Source organism: Paenibacillus sp. BR1-192 (genome assembly GCF_029542445.1).
In the GTDB taxonomy this organism is placed as follows: Bacteria; Bacillota; Bacilli; order Paenibacillales; family Paenibacillaceae; genus Paenibacillus_AQ; species Paenibacillus_AQ lautus_A.
The window spans coordinates 3,339,757-3,362,451 of the sequence record NZ_CP120718.1 but is presented as its reverse complement, the minus strand read 5'-3'; the positions used below and the strand labels follow the sequence as shown (position 1 = coordinate 3,362,451).

Here is a 22,695-nt window from a genome sequence, read left to right as displayed (position 1 = left end):
TTTAGCCATGTGTTATGGTGCCTTTTTTGTACAACGCGATGTCGAATATATCGTTTTGGCGCAATACCGTATCAACTAGTTTCCATTTGTCGTCATCCGTTTCTTTCATGGGGTAATTGAATAAAGACTTCAAACCGTTTCCGTGCCTCATGGCCACAACGACCTCTTCGTTCGTTAATGGATGTAACCGCTCCAACATGTCGTACTTTTCAGCAACCGTTGAACTGAAAATGATGTGGGTGACCTCTTGTATGTAATCAAGATTTTCTACTGGTGTATTTATCAGCCGGATCTTCAGCTCCGGGCCCAATACCTCGATAACCTTGACCCCGAGCCCAATGGCCTCATCGTCAATGTCGATGCCGATCACCTCGGCTCCCGTTCGCTTGGCGATCAATAGAGCCGTCATCGGAAATGCGCCGGAGCCAACCAGCAGTACGATCGACTTCGAAGTCACTTGGAAGCTTCCGAACTCTTTCTCGATGCATTCTTCGATATTCCTGAAATAATCGGTGAGCCCCGTGTCTCCCTTGATCAATTTCAATGCGCGATATTTCTCCAGGGTCGCTACGCAGCGTGCCGAATACGCTCTCAATTCCTCCGCAAGCCCGTTTAAACCTCCAGTTCCTTGCCGCTCCAGCCCATCCCATATATTGGAGTTGGACTCGTCGGTGATAAACGTTGAATAATCATCGACCAGACGTTCCAGCTCGGTTCGGTGACGGGAAATATGATCGAAGCGGTCTGCGAAGTACTTAAACCTTGTTAAATAATCAGCCAAGGATTGATCAAACATGGTTAGTTTCACGATTTCCCACCTCCGCGATATGGTCTTCATCCAGATCGATGAATGCGATACCTTGAGCCGCAATGCCAACGGCCCCTTCGATTCCCAGATGCGTCACCCGGTTTTGATCAAATAGTGCCTTTACATGAATCGTTCCGCCGGGCTGTTTGATGGAAGCCTCGACATCCCTCTTATGCTTCCAAGCTAAGTAGGCGCCTACGGAAGCCGTTCCGGATCCGCAACCTCTTTCCCACACCGCGCTATTAAGCTCCGGTACATAAATGAGCGGAGTCAGTTCCCTAGTGCGGGAGTTGTATAACAGGATCCCGACCATTCTCGTATCGAGAGAGGGTCCGATGTGCTTGGCCATGGCCAACATGCTGCTGTTCATTTGCGCATCAAAGCGCTCCACTTCAATTACGAAATGAACAAAATCGTTGTATCGAACGACAACCGCGTCAACAAGGGAGCACCCGTCTTGAAGGACCGTTTGATCAATTCTCACCGGAAGCGGCATGTTGACCCTGCAACGATAATCCTCCTTGTTTTTTGTTACATAGCATGACACTAACCGCTCCGCGCCTGAAACCTCCAGTCGAAATTCAGTTGTTATATGACGTTTCGTCCCTTGAACCTCTGCCAGGTATGCCGCTAAGGCCATGCAAGCATTCCCGCAAAATTCACCTCCTGCCATCCGCAGAAACGCATCCGCATGATCTATCTTGGATTGTTCGATAAAACCAACCTGCTCTGCATAAACGTTGTCGTACGACATGATTTTAGCAGCGACGCGTTTATGTTCATCGTGCGGAAGCTTGGTGTTAATGAGAATCGTCATGTTCTGCGTGGGATTGCATTTCACAAAATCGATCTTCTGCTTCATCACGGGCTCCCTCTGTTCCAATGGATTGCCAGTTGGCTCGATGTCCTTATTCGTAATATTTACGATTTAGAATGATGAGAATATAGCATGGCCATTTGAAATAGTCAACATTTTTGCATAAAAAAACTCTTTCGACGTCATCATCGGAAGAGTTATTTATGCGTATATTGTCCAAATGCAGCGAATCGTTGAGTAGGATGACAGGCTGGAACAATAAAAATCCCTTCCTCATTCGGTGAGGAAGGGACGTTGTCGAAAGGTTATACCGCTTGTCGCAGCCGCGCAATCAATATGTTGTTTTCCAGATGGATATGCTCAAACGTGTCCTTTTCAAGCATGGCTAACCGTTGAAAGACAAGACGATACGTACCGCAGGCATCAGCCGGAAGCTCGAAATCGGATGTTACGTCCCGCAGCTCCTGCAGCAAGCTGCCGGCATGAGCATGTTCATGCTCCAGTTCGGACACGTGCGGCTTAAGCTCTGCTGCCGCTTGGTGGCTAGGGTCCGCCACAAATTTCAAGATGAGCGGAAATACACGTTCGTCCTCGTCCTTCGTATGCTCTAGCAGCTCCTTTTTCAATTCCTAGAAGAGCACCTGCACGCGAAGCAGCTCGGGATGATGCTCTCCATGCACACGGGCCAATTTCGTTACATAGGGCGTTAATGCCGGTAATTCATCACGGAGGAAGGCATGATGTTTTTGTTGGATGTGATCAATCAGTTCGGATTCCTTCAATGAAGCGGGACGGCTTTCCTGGTAATCGGCAAACTTGCTCTCTACGGACCGAACCTGCTCCAGAACGGCGGCTGGATCCAAATGACGCTGCTTGGCTGCCTCTTCCAAAGGCATCTGTCCGCCGCAACAAAAATCGATGCGGAGGGATCGAAATAAATCCGCGGTTTGCGGGATGGATGTCACAATGTCGGATACTTGGCTCTAAAGCGTGAATGAACTCATTATTCAAACCTCCCTAGACTAAATACGTGTTTAGTGAACTTTTTCACTCTTACAACTCAAGTATATGAAACTCCGATCCCCGCATATGTGATTGCAGTCATACTGAAATGTAACACTATGTGAACGATAGTATCGAAAGGACCACAGTAGCCAGGACAACAACAAACAGGGATGAAATCATCCCTGTTTTGTTCTCAAAGCTGCCCAGTTTCTTCGTCATCATTCACATTACTCGGCCTTCGGACCGATGCCTGTCTTCGCCGAGATATTGACTATAAGCTTTAATTCGGGCTGGAAATTCCACTTATTCTGCAGAGTCGGTAACCGCGCCTCTCGATGCTGAGGACACTAATTTTGCATATTTGTACAATACGCCCGTGGAAACTTTGAGTGGAGGCTGCTGCCATGCTTGTGCCCTTGCGGCCAATTCGGAATCCGATATGTCGAACGTCATTTCTTGCGTTTCGCTGTCGATTGTGATCACGTCTCCGTTCCTCAGCAGCGCGATCGGCCCACCTACCTGTGCTTCAGGCGCTACGTGACCGACAACGAACCCATGCGAACCGCCAGAGAACCTGCCGTCCGTAATCAGCGCAACCTCTCCGCCGAGACCCTTGCCTACAATGAGTGCCGTGACCGACAGCATCTCCGGCATACCCGGGCCGCCCTTAGGACCGCAATAACGAATGACTAACACGTCGCCCTTGCATATTTCATCTCTCAAGATCGCTTCGGTTGCATCCTCCTCGCTGTCATACACCTTGGCCGGTCCGACAAAACGCAGCTTCTTCATACCCGACATTTTGGCAACCGCACCTTCTGGTGCGAGATTGCCTCTTAATACAACCAATGGCCCGTTCGGCTTCAGCGGCTTATCGATGGGGCGAATGATTTCCTGGCTGCCCCGTAACGGCGCAGCTTCCGCCAGATTCTCTGCCAATGATTTACCTGTGACCGTTAGACAATCGCCATGCAGAAGCCCCTCGGCGAGCAATAATTTCATGACGCCCGGTACGCCGCCGACTTCGTTTAAGTCCTGCATGGCATGTCGTCCGCTTGGCTTCAGGTCTGCAAGGTGGGGAACTCGCAAACGGATTCGCTCGAAATCGTCTAACGTCAAATCTACGCCAACCGAATGAGCGATCGCAAGCAAATGCAGGAACGCGTTGGTTGAACCGCCCAAAGCCATGACGACGGTTATCGCATTCTCAAACGCTTTTTTGGTCATGATGTCCCTGGGATAGATTTCTTGCTCCAACAAGGAGAGGACCTGCCTTCCAGCCGCAGCGCATTCCGCTGCTTTGTCTGGTGAAATAGCCGGCGTGGAAGAGGAACCGGGCAGGCTCATCCCCATGGCTTCTGCCGCAGCGGCCATCGTATTGGCTGTATACATGCCCCCGCAAGAGCCCGGTCCCGGGCAGACGCTGCATTCCACCTTATGTAACTGCTCCTCCGTCATTTTTCCGTCATGATATTGCCCGACCGCTTCGAAAGCCGTGACGATATCCACGTTCTTGCCATCGAGCTTCCCGGGCTGTATCGTACCGCCGTAAACATAAACCGCAGGAAGATTCATCCGTCCGATTGCCATCAGGCAGGCGGGCGTATTCTTGTCGCAACCGCCGATCGCCACCAGACCATCGAAACGTTCGGCCCCCGTCACGATCTCAATCGAATCTGCGATGGCTTCTCGGCTGGGCAGGGAGAACAGCATGCCCCCGTGTCCCATCGAAATGCCATCCGAAACCGTGATCGTGTTGAAAATAAGCGGAGCGCCGCCATGGTTGCGTACCCCTTGCTTGGCCTCTATGGCTAGCTTGTCGATATGCATATTACAAGGGGTCACTTCGCTCCAAGTGCTGGCTACGCCAATCATCGGTTTCTTAAAATCCGCATCCGTGAAACCAACAGCCCGCAGCATCGCCCTGTTCGGTACCCTGTTGACGCCCTCACTGATTACCTTACTGCGAATGCGTAAATCTTTTTTGTTTGTCATCCTTCCTTCTCCCCTCTATTTAGAGTAACCCGTGTAGTTCCTGCATGGGACGCATGAAGTTTTGTTTCATCATAGCTTGCGCCCGATCACCGTCCTTCTGCTCGAAAGCGCTGATGATCGAGGCATGCTCATCGACTGAAGCCTGTGCGGCAGCAATCGGCTGTTTTAAGAACACGTACTTAAACCGCCGGATATGCATCTGAAGCGAGGCACTATATGCAGCGACATAAGGATTATCTGACAGCTCCACGATGAAATTATGAAATTGTTCATCCAACTCCATGGCTTGATAAGCTTGCCCGCTCTTCATGGCATTTTCAAAATCCAGATTCATCGCCCGCAATTGCTGGATCTGCTCCGGAACAATGATGGTAGTGGCCACTTCGGCAGCCAATGCTTGAAGAACGGCCATGGTCGAATACATCTTAAAGATATCTTCCCTTTCAATGGCCGTAACTTTTGTTTCTTTCCCGGGGTGCGTGGACACGAGTCCTTGTACTTCAAGCAGTTGAAAAGCTTCCCGGATGGGCGTTCGGCTTACGCCAAGCGATTCCGCCAATTCGGCGTCGAGCAATTTCTCGCCGGGCTGAAGCGTGCCATCGATAATCCACCGTTGAATTTGGGAGAAGGCTCTTTCTTTTGCGGTCATTCGTACGGGAGAGACATAATTCTTAGGAACTGGCATGGCTTATCATCCTTACTCTTCAAGTTTGTTATATGCAATATATAGCATTCATATATTAAATACAATACTTAGAGGGCTTCGTTTGATAAAAGTAACAAACAGAGGAAATACTTAATCAAACTATCCAACAGCTAAGGACCACCGTTTAAACAAGTGAGGTGTAAACAACAATGCCATTTTCCACATGGACGGGTTCAAACCAATCCCGTAACGAAGTCTCTTCCAACTCAAATAATGCAAGTTCAGATGGCCGGAACATATCGGAGAGCTTAGAAGAGACCACATCCGAAATCAAGAAAATTCTCGGCGATAACGACGATTTTATGATACATCCCTTCCATGTGTTCGGGCAGCATCCGGCCGTATTGTTTTATTTCTCCGATATGACGGATCACGCCGTCATTAATAATACTTTATTAAGACCACTTAAATATGGCCCTCGCCATCTCGATGTTTCAGACCTCCCTCGCCATGCGTTGATGGACACTTTGATGAAGGATACGCTTTATCACAGCGAAGGATACGCGGAACGAAAAATCTCCGTGCTCACCGACAATCTTCTAAGGGGACAGTCTGTCGTAGCGATCGAAGGGCTGGACGAGGCCATTATCATTGATACACGAAAAATATCGCAGCGTTCAATAGAGCAGCCGGCGACGGAACAGGTGATCCGCGGGGCCCGGGAAGGATTCATCGAGACGCTCGGCACCAACATTTCCCTGCTCCGCTACCGGCTGCAAACGCCGGATTTCAGCGTGAAATCCATGGAGATCGGAACGAAAACGAAATCCAAGGTTGCGGTCTGTTACATGGATGGCATCACCAATCCCGGCATCGTTAAAGAAGTGAATAAGCGCCTGGACGCCATTGAAATCGATGCCGTGCTGGATTCGGGGTATCTGGAACAGTTTATCGAAGACAATCATTGGTCTCCGTTTCCGCAAATCCAGTATACGGAGCGGCCCGACAAAGTCGTGGCGAATCTGCTGGAAGGCCGAGTGGCCATTCTGGTCGACGGTTCTCCGCTCGCCTTGATCGCTCCAACCGTATTCAGCCAGTTCTATCAAACGGTCGAAGATTATACCGAACGATTTCTATTGATGAGCGCGATTCGGCTGTCCCGCTTGGTGGCTTTGGTATTTTCCTTGGTTTTTCCCTCGTTGTATGTGGCGATTATCTCCTTTAATCCTGAGCTGATTCCCACGGAATTTGCGGTCGCCGTCGCAGGCGGACGTGCAGGCGTCCCTTTTCCGGCGATGGTCGAAGTGCTCGTTATTGAAATTTCGATGGAGGTTTTGCGGGAAGCCACGATCCGGTTGCCGCAGCAGGTGGGCGGCGCATTATCCATTGTCGGCGTGCTCGTCATCGGGCAAGCCGCGGTATCTGCCGGGTTCGCTAGTCCAATTACCATCGTCATCATTGCATTAACGACCATCGGATCTTTCGCAACGCCGGCCTACAACGCGGCGCTTGCGCTCCGTCTGCTGCGTTTTCCGCTGATCATATTAGCCGGGATCTTCGGATTGTACGGCGTCATGGTCGGCATCATCCTGATTGCCAATCATCTTTTGTCGCTTAAATCGTTCGGAGTTCCGTATCTAAGCCCATTCGTCCCAGGCAACTTTCAAGGCATGCGGGATCTTCTGACTCGCGGACCGCTGTGGAAGATGAAGAACAGGCCTTCCTTCCTCCACCCGCTTGACACATCAAGGCTCGGTGATCAAATGAAGGAGCAGGTGGATCATTCCTCAACCAATATCATGAATCCCGTCCAACCTAATGACGAGAAAGGTCGATAACCATGAATGAACAGCGCCAAATCACGGTTCTGCAAGCTTCTGCCATTACGATCAGCACCATCGTGGGAGTAGGCGTTCTTGCACTCCCTTTGTCTGCGGTCAAAGCTGCGGATGCCGGGGCTCCGTTCGTTACTTTTTTGGGAATGCTGCTGGCGTTTGTCGGACTTTTCTTCATGACCCGGCTCGGCATGCGGTTTCCGAATGACTCGTACGTGGAGTACAGCGAAGTTATCATCGGTAAGTGGTTCGGTCGAATCGCAAGCTTGGTCTCGATTGCGTTTTTTGCGGTTTTGACCTCTCTGGTCGCCAGAGAATTCGGCGAAGTTGTCGTTACGGCCGTCCTGAAGAACACGCCGCTGGAGATTACCGTACTGGTCATGCTGCTGCTGGCTGCATTTTCTTCTCGCCGGAATATTATGACCTTTGCGTATATCCACTTATTTTACAGCCCCTTTATTCTGATACCTGCGCTTTTGATCGTCGCCCTTTCGTTAAAAAATGCGGACTTGGTCAATGTTCTCCCTGTATGGGGGAATGAACCGGGAGGAATACCGGCAGGTATTATTACACTCTCCACCGTGTTCCAAGGATACTTTATTATGATGATGGTCATTCCGGCCATGTGCAAACCTGAAAGAGCGATGCGGTCCAGCCTATGGGCCATGGTGGTAACCGGCGCTTTGTATATTTTGATCGTGGCTGCAACGGTGGGCGTGTTTGGAGCCGAGGAAACCAAAAAGCTGTTATGGCCGACACTGGAGCTTGCCAAGGCAACTTCATTGCCTGCCAATGTACTGGAACGTTTGGATGCAGTCTTTTTAGCCGTATGGGTAACGGCTGTATTTACATCCTTATTCTCTTGTTACTACTTTACGGTCTACTCGATAAGCAAGCTATTCCGGTTAGCGGACCATGGGATGTTGTCCTTCTTCATCCTCCCCTTTCTGTTCGTATTGGCCATGCTGCCCCAAAGCTTGATTCAATTGAATGAAGTGAACAGCATGATATCCAAATATTGACTGCTGATTACTATCGCGTATCCCGGAATCCTTCTGATCATCGCCATCCTGCGTAAAAAAAGAGGTGCAGCCAAATGATCGGGGAAATTTACAGCGGTTATTTGGATGTTGCCATTCTGATCTGGCTCTTCTGCGGCTTGTTCAATCTGTTCATCGACATGAATAAGTACAGACAATCGAACATGACCAAGGAAAAAAATGTATCCCGTGTGCTGGGTTGGATCAATATCAGTATCGTAACGGTTTGGTTTCTGGTTATCGTCCTTGTTAAAGTCTTCGTGTGAGTTTAGATGTCTGAGTTCAGGAGGATCTCAATGAGTAAGAGAGTAAACGCCGGCTTTAACCTAAAATTCATGATCCTTCTTCTCCTCTGCTCACTTCTGACAGGCTGCTGGGATCGGATGGAGATTGAGGAACGAGCGGTCGTTCTAGGTATATCAATCGACACGGCTGGCAAGGATGCCGAGATTCGTGAAGATGAGATTTCTCATCTTCGTGGGAAATATCCCGCACCGCAGCAGGAAATGATTCAATTATCCGTTCAAATCGCTCTTCCCGGCAGAATACCGCTCGGACCCGGCGAAGGCGGTGCTTCAGGAGAAGGCGCCCAAGAAACCGTATGGGTACTGGATGTTGTAGGACATACCGTCGATGATGCGATGATGAATCTCCAGCAGCAAATATCAGGCAAATTGTTTTTTGGACATCTCCGCGTTATCGTTGTATCGGAAGAGTTTGCCAGAAAGGGGATGGAGAATTTAAACGACTATCTTCACCGAAACGCGGAGGTTCGCCGTATGGCCTGGCTGATGGTATCCAAAGGGAAAGCGAGAGAACTGATGGAAGCTGCCCCGAAGCTGGAGCGCGTCCCGGCATTGTATTTGTCCTCCACGCTGGACGATGCCGTTAAACATGGCAAGTTCCCGAGCGACTATATCGGAACTTTCTGGAACAATTCGTCGAAGAAGGGCCAGGAAGGATTTCTGCCTTACATCCAAATCATGAAGGGCGATAACGTGGAAATCAGCGGCATGGCTTTTTTCAAAGGCGCCACACTGGTCGGCGTGACAAAACCGTTTGAAATTGCCGGATACTTGGTCATCAAGGGAATCAGTCCGGCAGGATATCGGGGAATCATCCATGTTGGAGACGACTCTCAGGTTGTCACCATTCATGCAACGAACCGGGAATCGGAAATCAAGGTGGACATCAAGAATGGCCTTCCTCATTTTACGATCACGGCAGTGACGGAAGTGAATGTCGAAGAGAAAAATACGGAAACCCTCCCGCTCAATAACTCGCATATTCTTGAAGAAATCGCGCGGGAGAATGAACGATCCGTTAAAGAACTCATGCTCGGACTAATCCAAAAAACGCAAAAAAAAGAATCCGATATTTTCGGATTCGGCGAATTGGTACGAGCCAGAAAACCATCGTATTGGAATACCCATGTCAAAACCGCGGACCAATGGAGTGAAATTTTTAAACATACAACCTTTGATTTCCGTGTGACATCGAAAGTCCGTAGAGTCGGCATGAAGGCGGAATGATGGCGCTGAATGCGTGCGACAGGCGACGTGGATCAGCAGACACGATGGGTCCCCACGGCGCTGCTTTATTTTATCCAGGCGTTCGGGCCGACATCACGGGCAGTGAGCGGAGGATTGGACCGCTGTTTACCATAAACCTCAATGTTATCGGGATTCTCTTGGTTATTGCGATGAATCACCTCTTTGATATAGTTCGCGTCATGTCGCCCCGTCGACCAGAACTTAAGCTTTGTCTTTGCACCTGTAACGGCCATTTTCGAAGCTGCCGAGTGCGAAAATATGCCGTCCGTGCCCTGCCCGCTGCTGCGCTGCATGCAGCCTGTTACGGCCATGCTTAGGCACGTCAATACAATCAGCGGTAATCTCCAAGTTATCATGCACACTCCCTCCCTGTGCTTGTATCGTAGCATAACCTATTTTATCGATATAGACAGGACGGTAAAAAAACTGTAAAGGGAAGAAAATCGATTTATCTCCTAAATGCAAAGAGGCTTCCACCAAGCAATTGCTTGGTGGAAGCCCCCGGTCATGCTGAGATCCAATTAGAACTTATTCTCCCCGATGCTAGTACCTATCGCTTGAATACCACATCGGCTGCAATCGGCAGATGATCCGATGCTTCGGTTTGGATCACGCGTTGATTGGCATGCCGGACGTTAGGGGAAGTCAGAATATAATCGATGGTTGCCGACGGATTGATGACAGGGAACGTATAGGCATCGTCTATTCCCTCAAAGCTGTTTACGAATAAACCGCTGTTTAACAGTAATTGAAACTCTGAACTGTCCGGTTCCGCATTAAAATCCCCCAGGAGAAGCGCAGGTCCCTGGGAGCCGGAAGCAAGGTCAATGATTTCCTGAGCCTGTGCCGTTCTGCTGGTGACATCCAGCCCGAGATGCGTGTTGTAAACATCTACATGGATTCCTCTCAGATTAACGACGGCATGAAGAACGCCGCGCTGTTCCTTCCCGAAGCTGCTTAACCATGTATTCTCGGATCGGAGTATCGGATACTTGCTCACGATGGCTGTCCCGTATTGACGGTTGTTTGTTTGTCCTTCCCCCGGTTCCAAATCAAGATTCGCGCCGTAAGCGTAATGATAGCCGAGCAAATCAGCCAATTCCTTGGCTTGGTCTTTAAAATCGCTTCGTTCCCCGTAATGCCGATCCACTTCTTGAAGCCCGACAATCTCAGCGCCGGAGTCGCGGATCACATCCGCAATTCTCTGCAGGCTCAGCTGACCATCGATTCCTACCCCATGATGGATATTGTAAGACATTACGGTGGTGCTTACTTCTTTGCCTTGACCCTTTCCCGCTGCCATGACGCCCGTTGCAAACAGGGGAATGAGGAACAAACAAGCGATTAGCGAAATGAGGCTTTTTTTCATGAACGAATCTCCTTCCATTAGTCAGATTAATATCAAGAATCAAATTGATTATATACGGGTTTTATTTTCGCCAGATCAAGCCACGAGCTGCTCCTTTAAAATGGTAAAAAAGAAACAGACTAGACACACTTAATATGGTCCAGCCTGTGACCTGCGACTTACATTCGCTTGGTTGATCGCAACTATTCAATGAGTCAAAACCACATGGGCGTCAATTAAAAATGCTGTCCGGAACGTAATATACCTTCTGCGTATTCTGCTTATTGACCGGATCCGTAACGATCGTAAAATATACGTTGCCGTTCTTGGTCTGAACTCCTTCGATTTCATGGTTGCCTACATTCGTAATTTTCACGAGGGTTTTGAAAGTCCCGGTATTCGTCATCATGGCAATCTGCGGGGTTTCGCCTTCGGCTCCGCCTGACGTATAGATTTTCGTTTGGCCGAGCATATCCGCCCCCTGGAAGGATCCGTTCGGTCTGACGATGCCGCTGCCCGATTGCGTGAAGCTGCCAACCGCTGCGTTCACCGCGGCTGCGCTGTCCATCCGCACCTGTTCATTGCTGTCAAGCAGCTTATTGAGCGCGACCGTGTCATAAATGGACCAGGTCACGGTTCCTTCCTTCGTCTGAACGCGGAACACCGTATGCGTACTGTTGCCGCCGCCATCAACCCGGTAGGTCTCGCCCAGCCTTGCTCCCGTTTTATTGGCGTAATTCATATAGGTAAAGCGATGCAGATCCGTATAATCGACCGTCTTGCCGGCCGAATATTGCAGTCTTGCTACCTGAAGCGACCAGTAATAATCGGTTGAAGGATCCGCTTTTGAACTGAAATAGAAATAATTGACGCCGTTGTACGTATACATATCCAGCGTTTGACAGTGCCCCGTGTTGGTGACGGTCATTTTATCTACAAAAGTAGCGTCATTGCCGTTAATGAGCAATCTTGAAAGATAGCAGGTTCCCTTGGAACGCTGCGTGACATACAGATATTTATCCGCGATGTAGGCTTTTTGAACAGCCACGTTGTGTTGAAGCCCTTTTAAATTGTAGGCAAGCGTTGCCGAAGCGTTGACGGTTTTCTCTGGGGTTGCCGCGAACGCGGGCAAACCGGACATACAAAAGATAAGCATTGCAAGGATGAAGGACGTGAGTAATTTAAATTGCCTTTTCTTAAGGCTCAGCTCTTGAACGTCAAACATCAATCCACCTCCATGAATATGATAGAATACCGTGAGTTCCTCGGCGCCCCCTTTCCTAGGTAGTGAATGTACACTTTGAGTTTACCATTTCCCCCAAGGATTTCCTGTGCTTATCATACTTAAAGTTTTAGGAAATCATGGTCCTTTAGCCCTTTTTTTTCGATTAAATGCCCAAGAGATCATAAAGAAAAGGAGCATCCGCTTTAAGATTCGGCGAATGCTTCCTTTGTCTCTAGCAGTTTAGGGATGAATAACAACGGATACAACAAAAGGTACAGGTTGGGCACCCACCACATGAGGTCGAAATCCGACTTGATGATCCAAAAAACGATCGCCTGCAGCCCGGAACAAAACGTCAGGGTAAGCGAGATTAAGGCGAGATTTTTCCATTTCGCATTTCTTCGTTTATGTAAATACAGACTGTACATCCCGGTAACGGATATGAATATGTCCAGCGGAAAGAACGACCAATTCCAAATAACCAGCAGCTCATTGGTATAATCCTGATATAGATACTCTTTAGGAATTAAGGCCAGTGCGGTAATGACCCAATACATAATAAATCCGATATCCGTCACTAAGAACAAACCTTTTAATGTTTTGCTCAAGGCATACCCTCTCTTCTCCTTCGTGGTCTATCGTTGGCTCAAGTTTCCCTCTTAATGATACCGGCCAAAAGAATCTCTCCCATATCGCCCAGGCCCTCCTGAAGGGTCATGCTGCTCCTGTTTGCCGCCGAGTCCTCCATTAACCGATATAAGCCCCCTACATACAGATCAATGAATATTTTGGCGTTAAACGGCCGGAGCAAGCCTTGACGAATGCCTTCCTGAAATAATTCGGCAATGCTGCCCCATTGCTCATTTAGAAATTGGTCCAGGCGGTTCCATTGGTTAGGATAATAACGCTGCAGCTCCGTGATGAGGTTTAGCTCGATAAACTGAAAATCAGCCGGGATAAGAATCAGACATCGTCTAAGTTTCTCCAATGTGCTGAGGCTCGCGTTATTCATGATTTCCTTCTCTTTATGCTGAAGCTCATCGATCGCCCCCTCGAGAATTTCGGCAATTAGCTCATCTTTGGAAGGGAAAACGCCATACAGAGTTTTCGTGCTCATTCCCAACTGTTTGGCCAGTTCACCCATCGTAAATCGCAATCCGCTTCTCCGGATTTCCTTGCTTGCCGCCTCGACAATTCGTTCTCTCATAGAAATTCACCCCTTCTACCCCGGAAAATATATAAACAATATCATTTTCCGCATTTTCCTTACATATTATCCCGATTCCTTCTTTGTGTCAAACGAAAGGCTGATCACAACGAAAAGAGACAGCATGGAATGCTGTCTCCAAAAACATCGATAGCTTAGACATATAGGCAAACCCTTTGAAATAGGCTTACGCTTCAGGCTTTTACCTTCAACTGAACAACACCGTTCTCCCAATCCGAGTGGCCGCCTACAACGATGTTAACTCGGCAAGGGACGACATCGTAATCCATGTTGCGGTTCCAGATGGCCAGTTCCTCGAAGCCGAGCTCGAACGTAACGGTGGTGCTGTCCCCGGGCTCCAGCATAACCTTCTTGAATCCCTTCAATTCTCGAAGTCGGCGGGTAATCCCTGATTGATCGGCTTGTATGTAAAGCTGTACGACTTCGTCCCCCTTCAGCTTTCCGCTGTTCTTCACCTCCGCGCACACCTCGACACGACTTCCGGAGCGAAGCTCGTCAAGCGTTACTTCATTCTGGGAGATGGCCGGAGATCCGTATTCAAACGAGCTGTAACTCAAGCCGAATCCGAACGGATATAACGGTTTGGACGGCATATCGACATAGGGACGAGGGCGCCCTGCGTTTTTCTGATTATAATAAACCGGCAATTGACCTACGGTGCGTGGAATCGAGACGGGCAGCTTTCCGCTCGGGTTTACTTGGCCAAACAGGATTTCTCCGATGGCACGGCCCCCTTCGCTGCCGGGATACCAAGCGCACAGCAAGGCATCGCTAAGCTCGGCCACCTCGCCGACGGCGAGCGGACGTCCCTGAATGAGCACGGTGATCACCGGTTTGCCGATCGCGTGAATTTCCCGAACCAACTGCTCCTGTATCCCGCCTAAGCGAAGTTCGGCTAGATCGACTCCTTCCCCGCAGTCCATTTCCGTCGGATCCCCCTCTGCTACGATCGCTGCGCCGTTATTGTCAAACGTGCCCCCGAATTGACGAGCACTGCTGCCGCCAAGCACGAGCACGACCGCGTCCGCGGAACGGACCGCTTCGATTGCTTCAGGCAAGCCCTGGGTGGACATGCCTCGAACGCTGCATCCTGGAGCGAAGACGATGTCCGTGCCTTCGGGAGCAGCCATCCGAATGCCTTGAAGCGCCGTGACTCCGCTGCCCTCGCGCTGAACGCTGGTGTAATCCCCGAGCTGGTTGTAGAGACGGTCCGCATTAGGACCGATGACCGCCAGCCGTTTGATACTGCTGTGATTCAATGGCAGTACGCCTTCATCGTTTTTAAGAAGCACAACCGCTTCTCTTGCAACGGAAACGTTCAACGCTCGGGCGGCTGCATTGTTCACGGTCGAAGCAGCCAAGCCCTCGTCAACGTACGGCTGCTCGAACAGCCCCAACCGGAATTTCAGGCCAAGCACCCGACCAACCGCGCGGTCGATGCTCTCCATATCGGCCTTCCCTTGCTTCACCGCTTGTTCAAGCGTCGTGAATGACTTGTCCCACAGGCTTAGATCGACGCCGGATGAGAGAGCAAGCGCCGCTGCCGACTCATAGTCTCCCGTAATGGACACCAAACGGTCGATGGCCGTTCCATCCGCCATGACAATCCCATCAAATCCCCATTCATCTCTCAGAATGCCGGTTAACAGCTTATCATTGGCATGACATGGAATGCCGTCGAGTTCATTATAGGCCGCCATGACGCCAGCCGCCCCTGCCTTGATCCCCGCCTCCGCGGCAGGCAGGTGGATTTCCCGCAGCTCGCGCTCGCCTGCGGGAACCGGGCCTGCGTTCCGTCCGCCCTGCCCTGCTCCTTGAGCGCATAGATGCTTGAGCACGGCAGCTGCCTTATCGTGTCTCTTCCATTCTTCCGGGTTTCTTCCCTGCATGCCAAACACAACCGCCTCCGTCATTCGCGCAGCCAGGTAAGGATCTTCTCCGTAACATTCCTCGGAGCGTCCCCACCGCGGATCCTGCAGGATGTCCAGTACCGAGACCAAACCTAAATGCGCGCCTCGGCTGCGGATCTCGGAGGCCACATGGGAATAGGCGCTTTCAATTAATTCGGGATTCCAGGTGGAACCGATGGCCGTATTGACGGGCAGAAGCGTTCCGTCTAGCGCTTGATGGCCGTGGGGGCATTCCTCCGAGAGCAGGACGGGAATGCCGAGCCGACTGTGTTCGATCACGTAACGCTGAATGGCGTTCGCCACCTTCGCGTTGTCCTTCGTAGGAATCCCGTTCTCATAGGTCACCCCGGACCAAGGATCCGCCCGGAACAGACCGTACAGCGCCCCCATGCCGGCCCCCCATTCAACATGCTCCTTGAATAGGTCGGTCAGTTCAAACTCCGTTTCGGTCCCTTCGCTTCGCCGATATGCCATCCAGCCGTACAAGTGCTGGTTCAGCTGCCCGACCTTCTCCCGCAGCGTCATTCTGGACAATAAATCCTCTACGCGCTCGTCTACGGGGAGCGCAGCATTCCGATATTTCTCCATATTCCCCATACTCCTTCCATCCTGGTCGTCATGCTTTTAATCATTCTTTGATATTCAAGACCCGATATTTCTTGGGCGTCATGCCCGTGTACAGTTTGAAGACGGATACAAAATACTTGTATTCTTTGTAACCGACGCGGTCGGCAATCTCAAACACCTTGTCCTGCGTCGTCAGCAGCAGCTTTCTCGCCTCGTTGATGCGCAATTCGTTCATGTATTCGCTGAAGCTTTTTCCCGTGCTTTGTTTAAAAATATTGCTGAAGTAGCTGGGCGTAATCTTTAAATACGCTGCCACTTCCGACGCTTTCAGGTCGCTCAGATAATGATCCGCCATATACTTCTTGGCCTTCTCAATGATCCAGAACGATCTGTCGATGCCGACCCTGTCGATCAGCTGCAGCAGATCAAACACTTCCGTGGATATCGCCAGACGAATCGCGTCGGGATGATTGAACACCTCCAGGTCGATCGTTCTCTCCAGGCCATGCTCCAGCTGGGTCAGGCCGCTTTGACGAAGTCGCTGCCGCAGCATGATGGACAGTTCATCACACACGTTCACCATATCCGTCAACAGGTACCGCTGATCCCGGAAGAATCGGAACATGCCGTCGATTAGCTCTTCCAGCATTTCGGCATCCTGCTTGAATAATGCCACGGACAGTTTCGAGACCATGTCGGCACTGTCGAAATCGTGCTTGGCCCGGCCGTTATCCACCTCGGACTTATATTCTCGATCCAGCAAGGGGCGCTGTTCCAAGGCATAATAAGGCAATAACGCTCGCACCTGCGAGCAGATGGCTGCCGTTTGGTCCAGGGAAGCGTAAGCATCCGATACCGCGCCATACAAACGATGCTCTTCTGGCCAGGCATCCAGCATCGCCTGCAGAATTTCATCCCACTGCCGCTTCGGGCGCGGCTGATCCGTCATTAGCAGGGTCAACAGCAGATTTTTATGCACAAACACGGATACTTGACGAATTCCGCTGGTTTCGAGGTTTTCACGAACCGTTCGGATCCATACATGCTGCAGCATCGTTAAATCCTGTTCCGATACGGAAGCTGCAAGGTTCGAGAACTTCTCCAGCTGCGTAGCCATGAGTTTATATTCGGCACCGTTTACTAAATCGCCGGGCACCGCCTTGGCCAATGAAGTTTCATTATGCGCTGCCATGTCGGAAAGCCACAGCTCCGCATCCTTCGATGATCCGTCGACACGGATATCTTGGTTGCGAATGTCTTCCACGATTCCGGTCACGGCGGCCACCAATTCGTCAATATCGACGGGCTTCAGCAAGTAATCGGTTACATCAAGCTTGATGGCTTGGCGGGCATACTCGAATTCCTCATAACCGCTGATCATGATGACCCGAATCTGAGGATGACGGAGCTTCAGCTCCTTAGCAAGCTGAAGCCCGTCCATTCCCTCCATTCGGATGTCCGTCAGAACCAGATCAATCTCGTGTTCCTGCACCACCTGCAAAGCTTCATTGCCGTCATAAGCCTCGGCGACGACCTCGACTCCATAATCCGCCCAGTCAATGGTATAGTGCAAGCCCTGACAGATCACCGGTTCATCGTCAACGATCAGCATTTTTACTGTCTTCACGTGTTGCATCGTACGATTCACCACCGTAGGTTTCAGAATATGGAAGCTTGAGGCGAATCAAGGTTCCTTGCGATGAAGCCTCAATCACTTCCAGTCCGTAGCGTTCTCCGAAAAATAGGTATAAACGTTCATGAATGTTGCTGAGCGCACCTCGTGTGCGGCCGGCTTGGACTCCGATTCGCAGGGATTCCCTGACTTCTTCCAAAGTAGAATCGTCCATACCCCGGCCGTTATCCTGCACGTCGATCCAAATCTCGTCCTCCCGCTTATACGCGATGACCGTTATTCTGGCGACCGGCTCGCGCCGATCAAGGCCATGCTTGAGAAAATTCTCGACCAAAGGCTGAATGGTAGCCTTCAAGGTAAGCGAATTCGCCAGATCATATTCCATGTACAGCGCATATTTCAGTTTACGCCCCAGCCGTCTCTGCTGCAAATACAAATAAGAGCGTACGAATTCCATTTCTTTAGCAAGGCTGGTCTCGTAATGGCCATTGTTCAGACTGGAACGCAGGAATCGGGACAAAATTTCGATGAGCTGGCTGGACTCGACGGCCTTCTCCAGCCTGGCGGTCCAGCGGATCATATCCAGCGTATTATAGAGAAAATGCGGATCCATCTGCTCCTGCAGCAGGCGCAGCTCGGATTCGCGCTCCCTCAGTTCCAGCTTGTATTTATGCTCGATCAGTTCCTGAATCGTGGAGACCATGTCGTTAAACCTGCGGTTCAGCTCGGAAATCTCATCCTTGGAACGAATGGGGACCCGGGCGTTGAAATCGCCGAGCTTTACGCGATTGGTCTCAATCTTCAGGCGCAGGATCGGCCTGATAATCGTATAGTGGAACCCGATCAAGGCCGATAAGCCCAACAGGAGAATTCCGATGAGAATAACCTGCATCAAGATGGATACGCCGCGTACATCCTGATCCAACGCAGCCTTGGGCACCATGGAAACGATCGTCCAATCGGTATTCTCCATCCGTTGATGAAAGGTCAAATACGCTTCCCCGTCGTGTCGGTACGTGGAAGAGCCCATCGTCCCGGCGGTTATGATATCCGTAATCGCTTTCCCATCGCCGATATCCAAGGATAGCAATTCTTTGGAGGGGAGTACGATTTGTCCTTCGGCATTCACAATGAATACCATGCCTTCGTCCCGCGTCAACCCCCGCTGCAGCTGTTTAAGAATACTGGCTTCATCCATGCGGATGACGAGCCTAGCCAGCGGGAGCGTGATCTCGTCATAGGAATTCAGAACCCGGAACAATGAGACGAGGTTTACTTCACCATACCAGCCGCTGGTGGAAGGATAGCCGTTGCTCCACACGATTCCGCCTTTATGCTCGTCCGCCAGCCGGTTCCAAGACTCTTCGTTGCCGTGAATCGGCTCGCCCATCTCAATGGAATTGCCGTTAAACCCGGTAATCGAAATGGATTTGATATAGTTTTTGGACATGAGCTGAAACGTCAGGAATCCTTCGAGATTCTGCTTCAACTGCTCCGCCCTCCCGCTCTCTGGCGGTGGATCAAGGCGCAGGTATTGGCGCATGTCATTGCTCAATATCAAATAATCGGCTATATCCTCGATCATGGCCGTTTGTTCTTCCAGCTGGTTCGTTACGATCTCCAGGCTGCGCTGGCTTGATTGGATAAATTGGCCGCGCAGCACTTCGTTCAGCTTGTCTTGGGCCAGGACGCCGACCCCCAGCGTAGGCAGAATGACAAAAAAGAGGAAAATGACCAGAGCCTTCTGTTTCAGACCATAATTCCCGATCCAGCCCAAACTGCTGCGCATGTCCATTCCCTCTTTCGATGACTTCATGATTTTGAGCTGAAACCGGATTAACCTTTGACTGCGCCTGCCGTCATGCCGTTAACGAGCTGCTTTTGCAGGAGCAGGTAAAAAATAATGATCGGTATAAGCGCGATCGTCAACGCAGCCATTTGCAGCGTAAGGCTGGCCGTCTCAATGCCGACAAAGTTGGCGAGCCCAAGCGGCAATGTTTTCAGCGACGATGAACTGATCAAGACGAGTGCGAACAAGTACTCGTTCCAATTATAGATAAAGTTCAAGATCACGACGGTTGAAATCGCCGGACGCGTGATCGGTAATATGATCGACCAGAAAATCTTGAATACGCCCGCGCCGTCCATGACGCCCGACTCCTCCAAATCCTTCGGAAACCCTCTCATGAAACCCTCCAGGATAAAGATCGTCAAGGACAAATGGAACGCCGTGTATGGAAGAATCAGCGATAAGTGGGTATCCAGCAAATGCAGATTCCGCATGATCAAGAAAATCGGAATCAAGGTCGCATGAATCGGAACGACCATGCCCAGCAGAAATATCGCGTAAGTTGCACCGCGCAGCTTAAAATTGAACCTTGCCAAGAAGTATGCCGCAAGCGATCCTAGAAGGACCGTCACGACCAACGATACGACCGTTACGATGATGCTGTTAAGGAAGTAGGTATCCATATTCGCCACTTCCCATGCCTTCGCGTAATTGGAGAACTGCAGCTCGGTCGGTATGGAGAACGGGTTCGCCGCATATTCCTGCTCGGTTTTGAACGAATCTACGATCATCCAAAAGAAAGGGATTATATTAATAATAGCGAATATCCCCAAAAAAGTGTATGCCGATAAATGGAACCATTTCGTTTGTCTGTACATCTCCTCCCTCTCCCTTCTATTCCTTTTCTCTCGCCAATCGATTTACGATCGTGATGACGATAAGGCTAAACAGCAGAATCAATACGGATACCGCGCTGCCGTAGCCGAATCTCATATTCATAAACGAGTTGTTATACATATAGACGGTCATAACCTCCGTCGCATGTGCCGGTCCGCCGCCCGTCATGATCTGGATCAGATCGAACACGCGGAACGAATTACTGATGCTGTAGACAACGGACACGAGCAATGTTCCTCGGATCATCGGGATCGTAATCCGCATGATCCGGCTTAGACCAGTCGCGCCGTCCAGGGCAGCCGCCTCATTGACTTCATCGGGGATATTCTGCAGCGCGGCCAATAGAATGATCATATATAAGCCGCAGTTTTGCCATATATAAGCGATGCTGATGGAGATCATGGACCAGAACGGATCCCCCAGCCAATTTTGCTGCCAGCTCTCAAGACCCAGAACGCCGAGCAGGTTATTCAGCATCCCGTATTCCGTGTTGTACACCATGCCCCAGATCAGGGATACCATAACCGATGAAATGACGACCGGCAGGAATCCGATGGTCCGGAAGAAGCTGGAGCCCTTGAGTCCTCGATTCAGCAGCAGGGCCAGCAGCAGGCCAAGCGGGATCTGACCCGCTATCCCGGTAAACATGATAATGATGTTGTTCTTAACGGACAGCCAAAAAATATCATCCTTGAAAATATCTACGAAATTGTCCAGCCCGATAAAACGCATGGGCGTGATTCCGTCCCAGTTCATTAATGAATAATAAACCGATAAGCCGATGGGAAATATGGCAATACATATATAGATAATGAGTGCTGGCGCCAAGCCCAAGAATATAGCCCATTTCGTATGCTTAAGCGTATGCATTGGCTTAACTCCTTTCTTTCTGCCTTTAATAAGAAAAACCCGCTGCCGGGTTTTTCTTTGTGCCATCATGATCTTGACTTAAGGAAGGAAATTCGTAACTTACTTCATGCTGTCGAAAGCTTCCTGAACCTCTTGGGCGAGCTCCTCCGGCGTCCCTCTGCCGATGGTCAGAGCCTGCAATCCGTTCTGCATGACGTCGGTAACTTGCGTCGGAATGACGCTGTCGAACACCGGTGCCGTTCCCTTGTTGGTCAACTCCAGCATCTCCTTGAGATACGGGCTCGCATCTTCAGGAATTTCAACGTTGGCCGGTACGACAACGCCTTTACTGATCAGATCTTTGTACAGGTCCTCATTGACAAAAAACTTAATGAATTCCTCGGCAGCCGCTTTCTTTTCATCGCTCAATCCTTTTTTAATGGAGATGCCGTACTGAACGACGCCCGCGCTTTTCACCGGATCGCCGGATCCGCCAGGGACGCTCGGGAAGAGCGCAATGCCGAATTTGTCCCCTTCCTCGTTGTTGATGCGGATTCTTCCGTCAACGGTAGAAGAAGAAATATGCATCGCTGCTTTGCCTTGAATGAAATAGTCCTGCCCTTGGACGGAATCCATGTTGTTCGCATCCGTATTGAATGCTCCCAGCTTGGACAGTTCGTCGATGACGGCAATCGCTTTCACGTATTCGGGATCGGTAAATTTGGCTTCCTTGTTCAGAATTTTCTGCAAGAAGTCACTGCCTACGTAACGGTCTCCGATAATCGACAAGAAGGACGATTGAAGCGGCCATTTCTCTTTGTTGCCCAAGGAGATCGGCGTAATGCCGGCTTCCTTCAGCTTTTTCACCGCATCGATGAATTCGTCGTAGGTAGCCGGAAATTGGTCATAACCGACCCCGGCGAACATCTCTTTATTGTAATAAATAATGTCCACGAAGGTTTGTTTGGTCGGCACGGCGAATTGACTGCCGTTCTGGTTAAATCCGGCCAATGCGTCCTCAGGCAAAATATCATTCCAGTTATCCATCAGGTCATCCAGCGGCATCAGCAGATCCCCGGCTACCAGAGGAGCCAGGTCGGCACCAGGCCATACGACGTTGATATCCGACAGGTTGTTGGCGGCAGCCAACGTGCGCAGCTTCGTTTTATACTCCGTTGCCGCTACCCCGTCCTGCTTGATGATAATGTCGGGATGCTGTTTTTCGAATTCGGCGATCCGCTCTTTGTACACCTCGTTATCCACGTTCGGCGATGTCCATGGATGCATGATGTTCAAGGTAACCTTTTCCGGTTCGGCAGCGTCTTTCTCTCCGGAGCCGCAAGCGACGGTTGACATGAGCAGCAGCGCAGCTGTTCCGGTGAGCAGCATCGTTCTAAGCTTCTTAGACGTTTTCATTTGTTATACCCCTCTCTTTATACGTTACATATCATGTTCTTATATTTAACAATATAAGATATATTAATTATACAATCGGGTTATCGATCCCAATATCCGCTAAAAAAACGATTTCATCTAATTTTTTTAAGTCA

At 50.2% G+C, this 22,695-nt stretch carries 18 protein-coding genes and 2 pseudogenes; 4 read left to right on the top strand and 16 right to left on the bottom strand.

The window, feature by feature from the left end:
• Position 1 precedes the first annotated feature (1 nt).
• From P0X86_RS14990 to P0X86_RS14970, 5 genes and pseudogenes are all read right to left on the bottom strand, one after another.
• Entirely contained in the window at positions 2–808 is an 807-nt protein-coding gene (locus P0X86_RS14990) for a class I SAM-dependent methyltransferase (protein ID WP_277748843.1), read from the bottom strand.
• The gene (locus P0X86_RS14985; RefSeq protein WP_277748842.1) at positions 789–1,670 is read right to left on the bottom strand and encodes a histidine racemase CntK family protein; all 882 of its coding nucleotides are present in this window, start codon (positions 1,668–1,670) and stop codon (positions 789–791) included. Before P0X86_RS14985 ends, P0X86_RS14990 begins: the two co-directional genes overlap by 20 nt.
• A gap of 260 nt (positions 1,671–1,930) precedes the next feature.
• A pseudogene (gene ric, locus P0X86_RS14980) lies at positions 1,931–2,593 on the bottom strand (iron-sulfur cluster repair di-iron protein).
• Between the two features lie 340 nt (positions 2,594–2,933).
• On the bottom strand, positions 2,934–4,625 hold the full coding sequence (ilvD, locus tag P0X86_RS14975; protein WP_277748841.1) for a dihydroxy-acid dehydratase: 1,692 nt from the start codon (positions 4,623–4,625) through the stop codon (positions 2,934–2,936).
• 19 nt (positions 4,626–4,644) lie between these two features.
• Positions 4,645–5,310, bottom strand: a complete 666-nt coding sequence (locus P0X86_RS14970) for a GntR family transcriptional regulator (protein WP_213578414.1) — start codon at positions 5,308–5,310, stop codon at positions 4,645–4,647.
• A 170-nt stretch (positions 5,311–5,480) separates the two neighbouring features.
• Here P0X86_RS14970 and P0X86_RS14965 point away from each other — a divergent pair, with 170 nt between their 5' ends.
• From P0X86_RS14965 to P0X86_RS14950, 4 genes and pseudogenes are all read left to right on the top strand, one after another.
• Positions 5,481–7,109 carry a spore germination protein gene (locus P0X86_RS14965; RefSeq protein WP_277748840.1) on the top strand — a complete coding sequence of 543 codons (1,629 nt, stop codon included), beginning with the start codon at positions 5,481–5,483 and terminating at the stop codon, positions 7,107–7,109.
• Positions 7,110–7,111: 2 nt separating this feature from the next.
• A pseudogene (locus P0X86_RS14960) lies at positions 7,112–8,206 on the top strand (GerAB/ArcD/ProY family transporter).
• Entirely contained in the window at positions 8,203–8,412 is a 210-nt protein-coding gene (locus P0X86_RS14955) for a CLC_0170 family protein (RefSeq protein ID WP_277748839.1), read from the top strand. Before P0X86_RS14960 ends, P0X86_RS14955 begins: the two are co-directional and overlap by 4 nt.
• A 30-nt stretch (positions 8,413–8,442) precedes the next feature.
• Positions 8,443–9,678, top strand: a complete 1,236-nt coding sequence (locus tag P0X86_RS14950; protein WP_277748838.1) for a Ger(x)C family spore germination protein — start codon at positions 8,443–8,445, stop codon at positions 9,676–9,678.
• 65 nt (positions 9,679–9,743) lie between these two features.
• Here the strand turns inward: P0X86_RS14950 and P0X86_RS14945 are convergent, their stop codons facing one another.
• From P0X86_RS14945 to P0X86_RS14895, 11 genes are all read right to left on the bottom strand, one after another.
• A complete protein-coding gene (locus tag P0X86_RS14945; protein WP_277748837.1) occupies positions 9,744–10,055 on the bottom strand; it encodes a hypothetical protein in 312 nt (103 codons plus the stop codon).
• 194 nt (positions 10,056–10,249) lie between these two features.
• Positions 10,250–11,068 carry an endonuclease/exonuclease/phosphatase family protein gene (locus P0X86_RS14940; protein ID WP_277748836.1) on the bottom strand — a complete coding sequence of 273 codons (819 nt, stop codon included), beginning with the start codon at positions 11,066–11,068 and terminating at the stop codon, positions 10,250–10,252.
• Positions 11,069–11,279: 211 nt separating this feature from the next.
• Positions 11,280–12,272: a phage baseplate protein gene (locus P0X86_RS14935; protein ID WP_277748835.1), complete on the bottom strand. Its 993-nt coding sequence runs from the start codon at positions 12,270–12,272 to the stop codon at positions 11,280–11,282.
• A 203-nt stretch (positions 12,273–12,475) separates the two neighbouring features.
• Positions 12,476–12,880 carry a YvaD family protein gene (locus P0X86_RS14930; protein ID WP_277748834.1) on the bottom strand — a complete coding sequence of 135 codons (405 nt, stop codon included), beginning with the start codon at positions 12,878–12,880 and terminating at the stop codon, positions 12,476–12,478.
• A 38-nt stretch (positions 12,881–12,918) separates the two neighbouring features.
• The gene (locus P0X86_RS14925) at positions 12,919–13,479 is read right to left on the bottom strand and encodes a TetR/AcrR family transcriptional regulator (protein WP_277748833.1); all 561 of its coding nucleotides are present in this window, start codon (positions 13,477–13,479) and stop codon (positions 12,919–12,921) included.
• Between the two features lie 194 nt (positions 13,480–13,673).
• Positions 13,674–15,998 carry a glycoside hydrolase family 3 N-terminal domain-containing protein gene (locus P0X86_RS14920; protein ID WP_277748832.1) on the bottom strand — a complete coding sequence of 775 codons (2,325 nt, stop codon included), beginning with the start codon at positions 15,996–15,998 and terminating at the stop codon, positions 13,674–13,676.
• A 40-nt stretch (positions 15,999–16,038) separates the two neighbouring features.
• The gene (locus tag P0X86_RS14915) at positions 16,039–17,613 is read right to left on the bottom strand and encodes a response regulator transcription factor (protein ID WP_096773549.1); all 1,575 of its coding nucleotides are present in this window, start codon (positions 17,611–17,613) and stop codon (positions 16,039–16,041) included.
• The gene (locus tag P0X86_RS14910) at positions 17,576–19,399 is read right to left on the bottom strand and encodes a sensor histidine kinase (protein ID WP_015735069.1); all 1,824 of its coding nucleotides are present in this window, start codon (positions 19,397–19,399) and stop codon (positions 17,576–17,578) included. Before P0X86_RS14910 ends, P0X86_RS14915 begins: the two co-directional genes overlap by 38 nt.
• 47 nt (positions 19,400–19,446) lie before the next feature.
• A complete protein-coding gene (locus P0X86_RS14905) occupies positions 19,447–20,277 on the bottom strand; it encodes a carbohydrate ABC transporter permease (RefSeq protein WP_009592052.1) in 831 nt (276 codons plus the stop codon).
• Between the two features lie 16 nt (positions 20,278–20,293).
• The gene (locus P0X86_RS14900; RefSeq protein ID WP_015735068.1) at positions 20,294–21,166 is read right to left on the bottom strand and encodes a carbohydrate ABC transporter permease; all 873 of its coding nucleotides are present in this window, start codon (positions 21,164–21,166) and stop codon (positions 20,294–20,296) included.
• A gap of 99 nt (positions 21,167–21,265) precedes the next feature.
• The gene (locus P0X86_RS14895) at positions 21,266–22,561 is read right to left on the bottom strand and encodes an extracellular solute-binding protein (RefSeq protein WP_096773547.1); all 1,296 of its coding nucleotides are present in this window, start codon (positions 22,559–22,561) and stop codon (positions 21,266–21,268) included.
• Between the last annotated feature and the right edge of the window lie 134 nt (positions 22,562–22,695).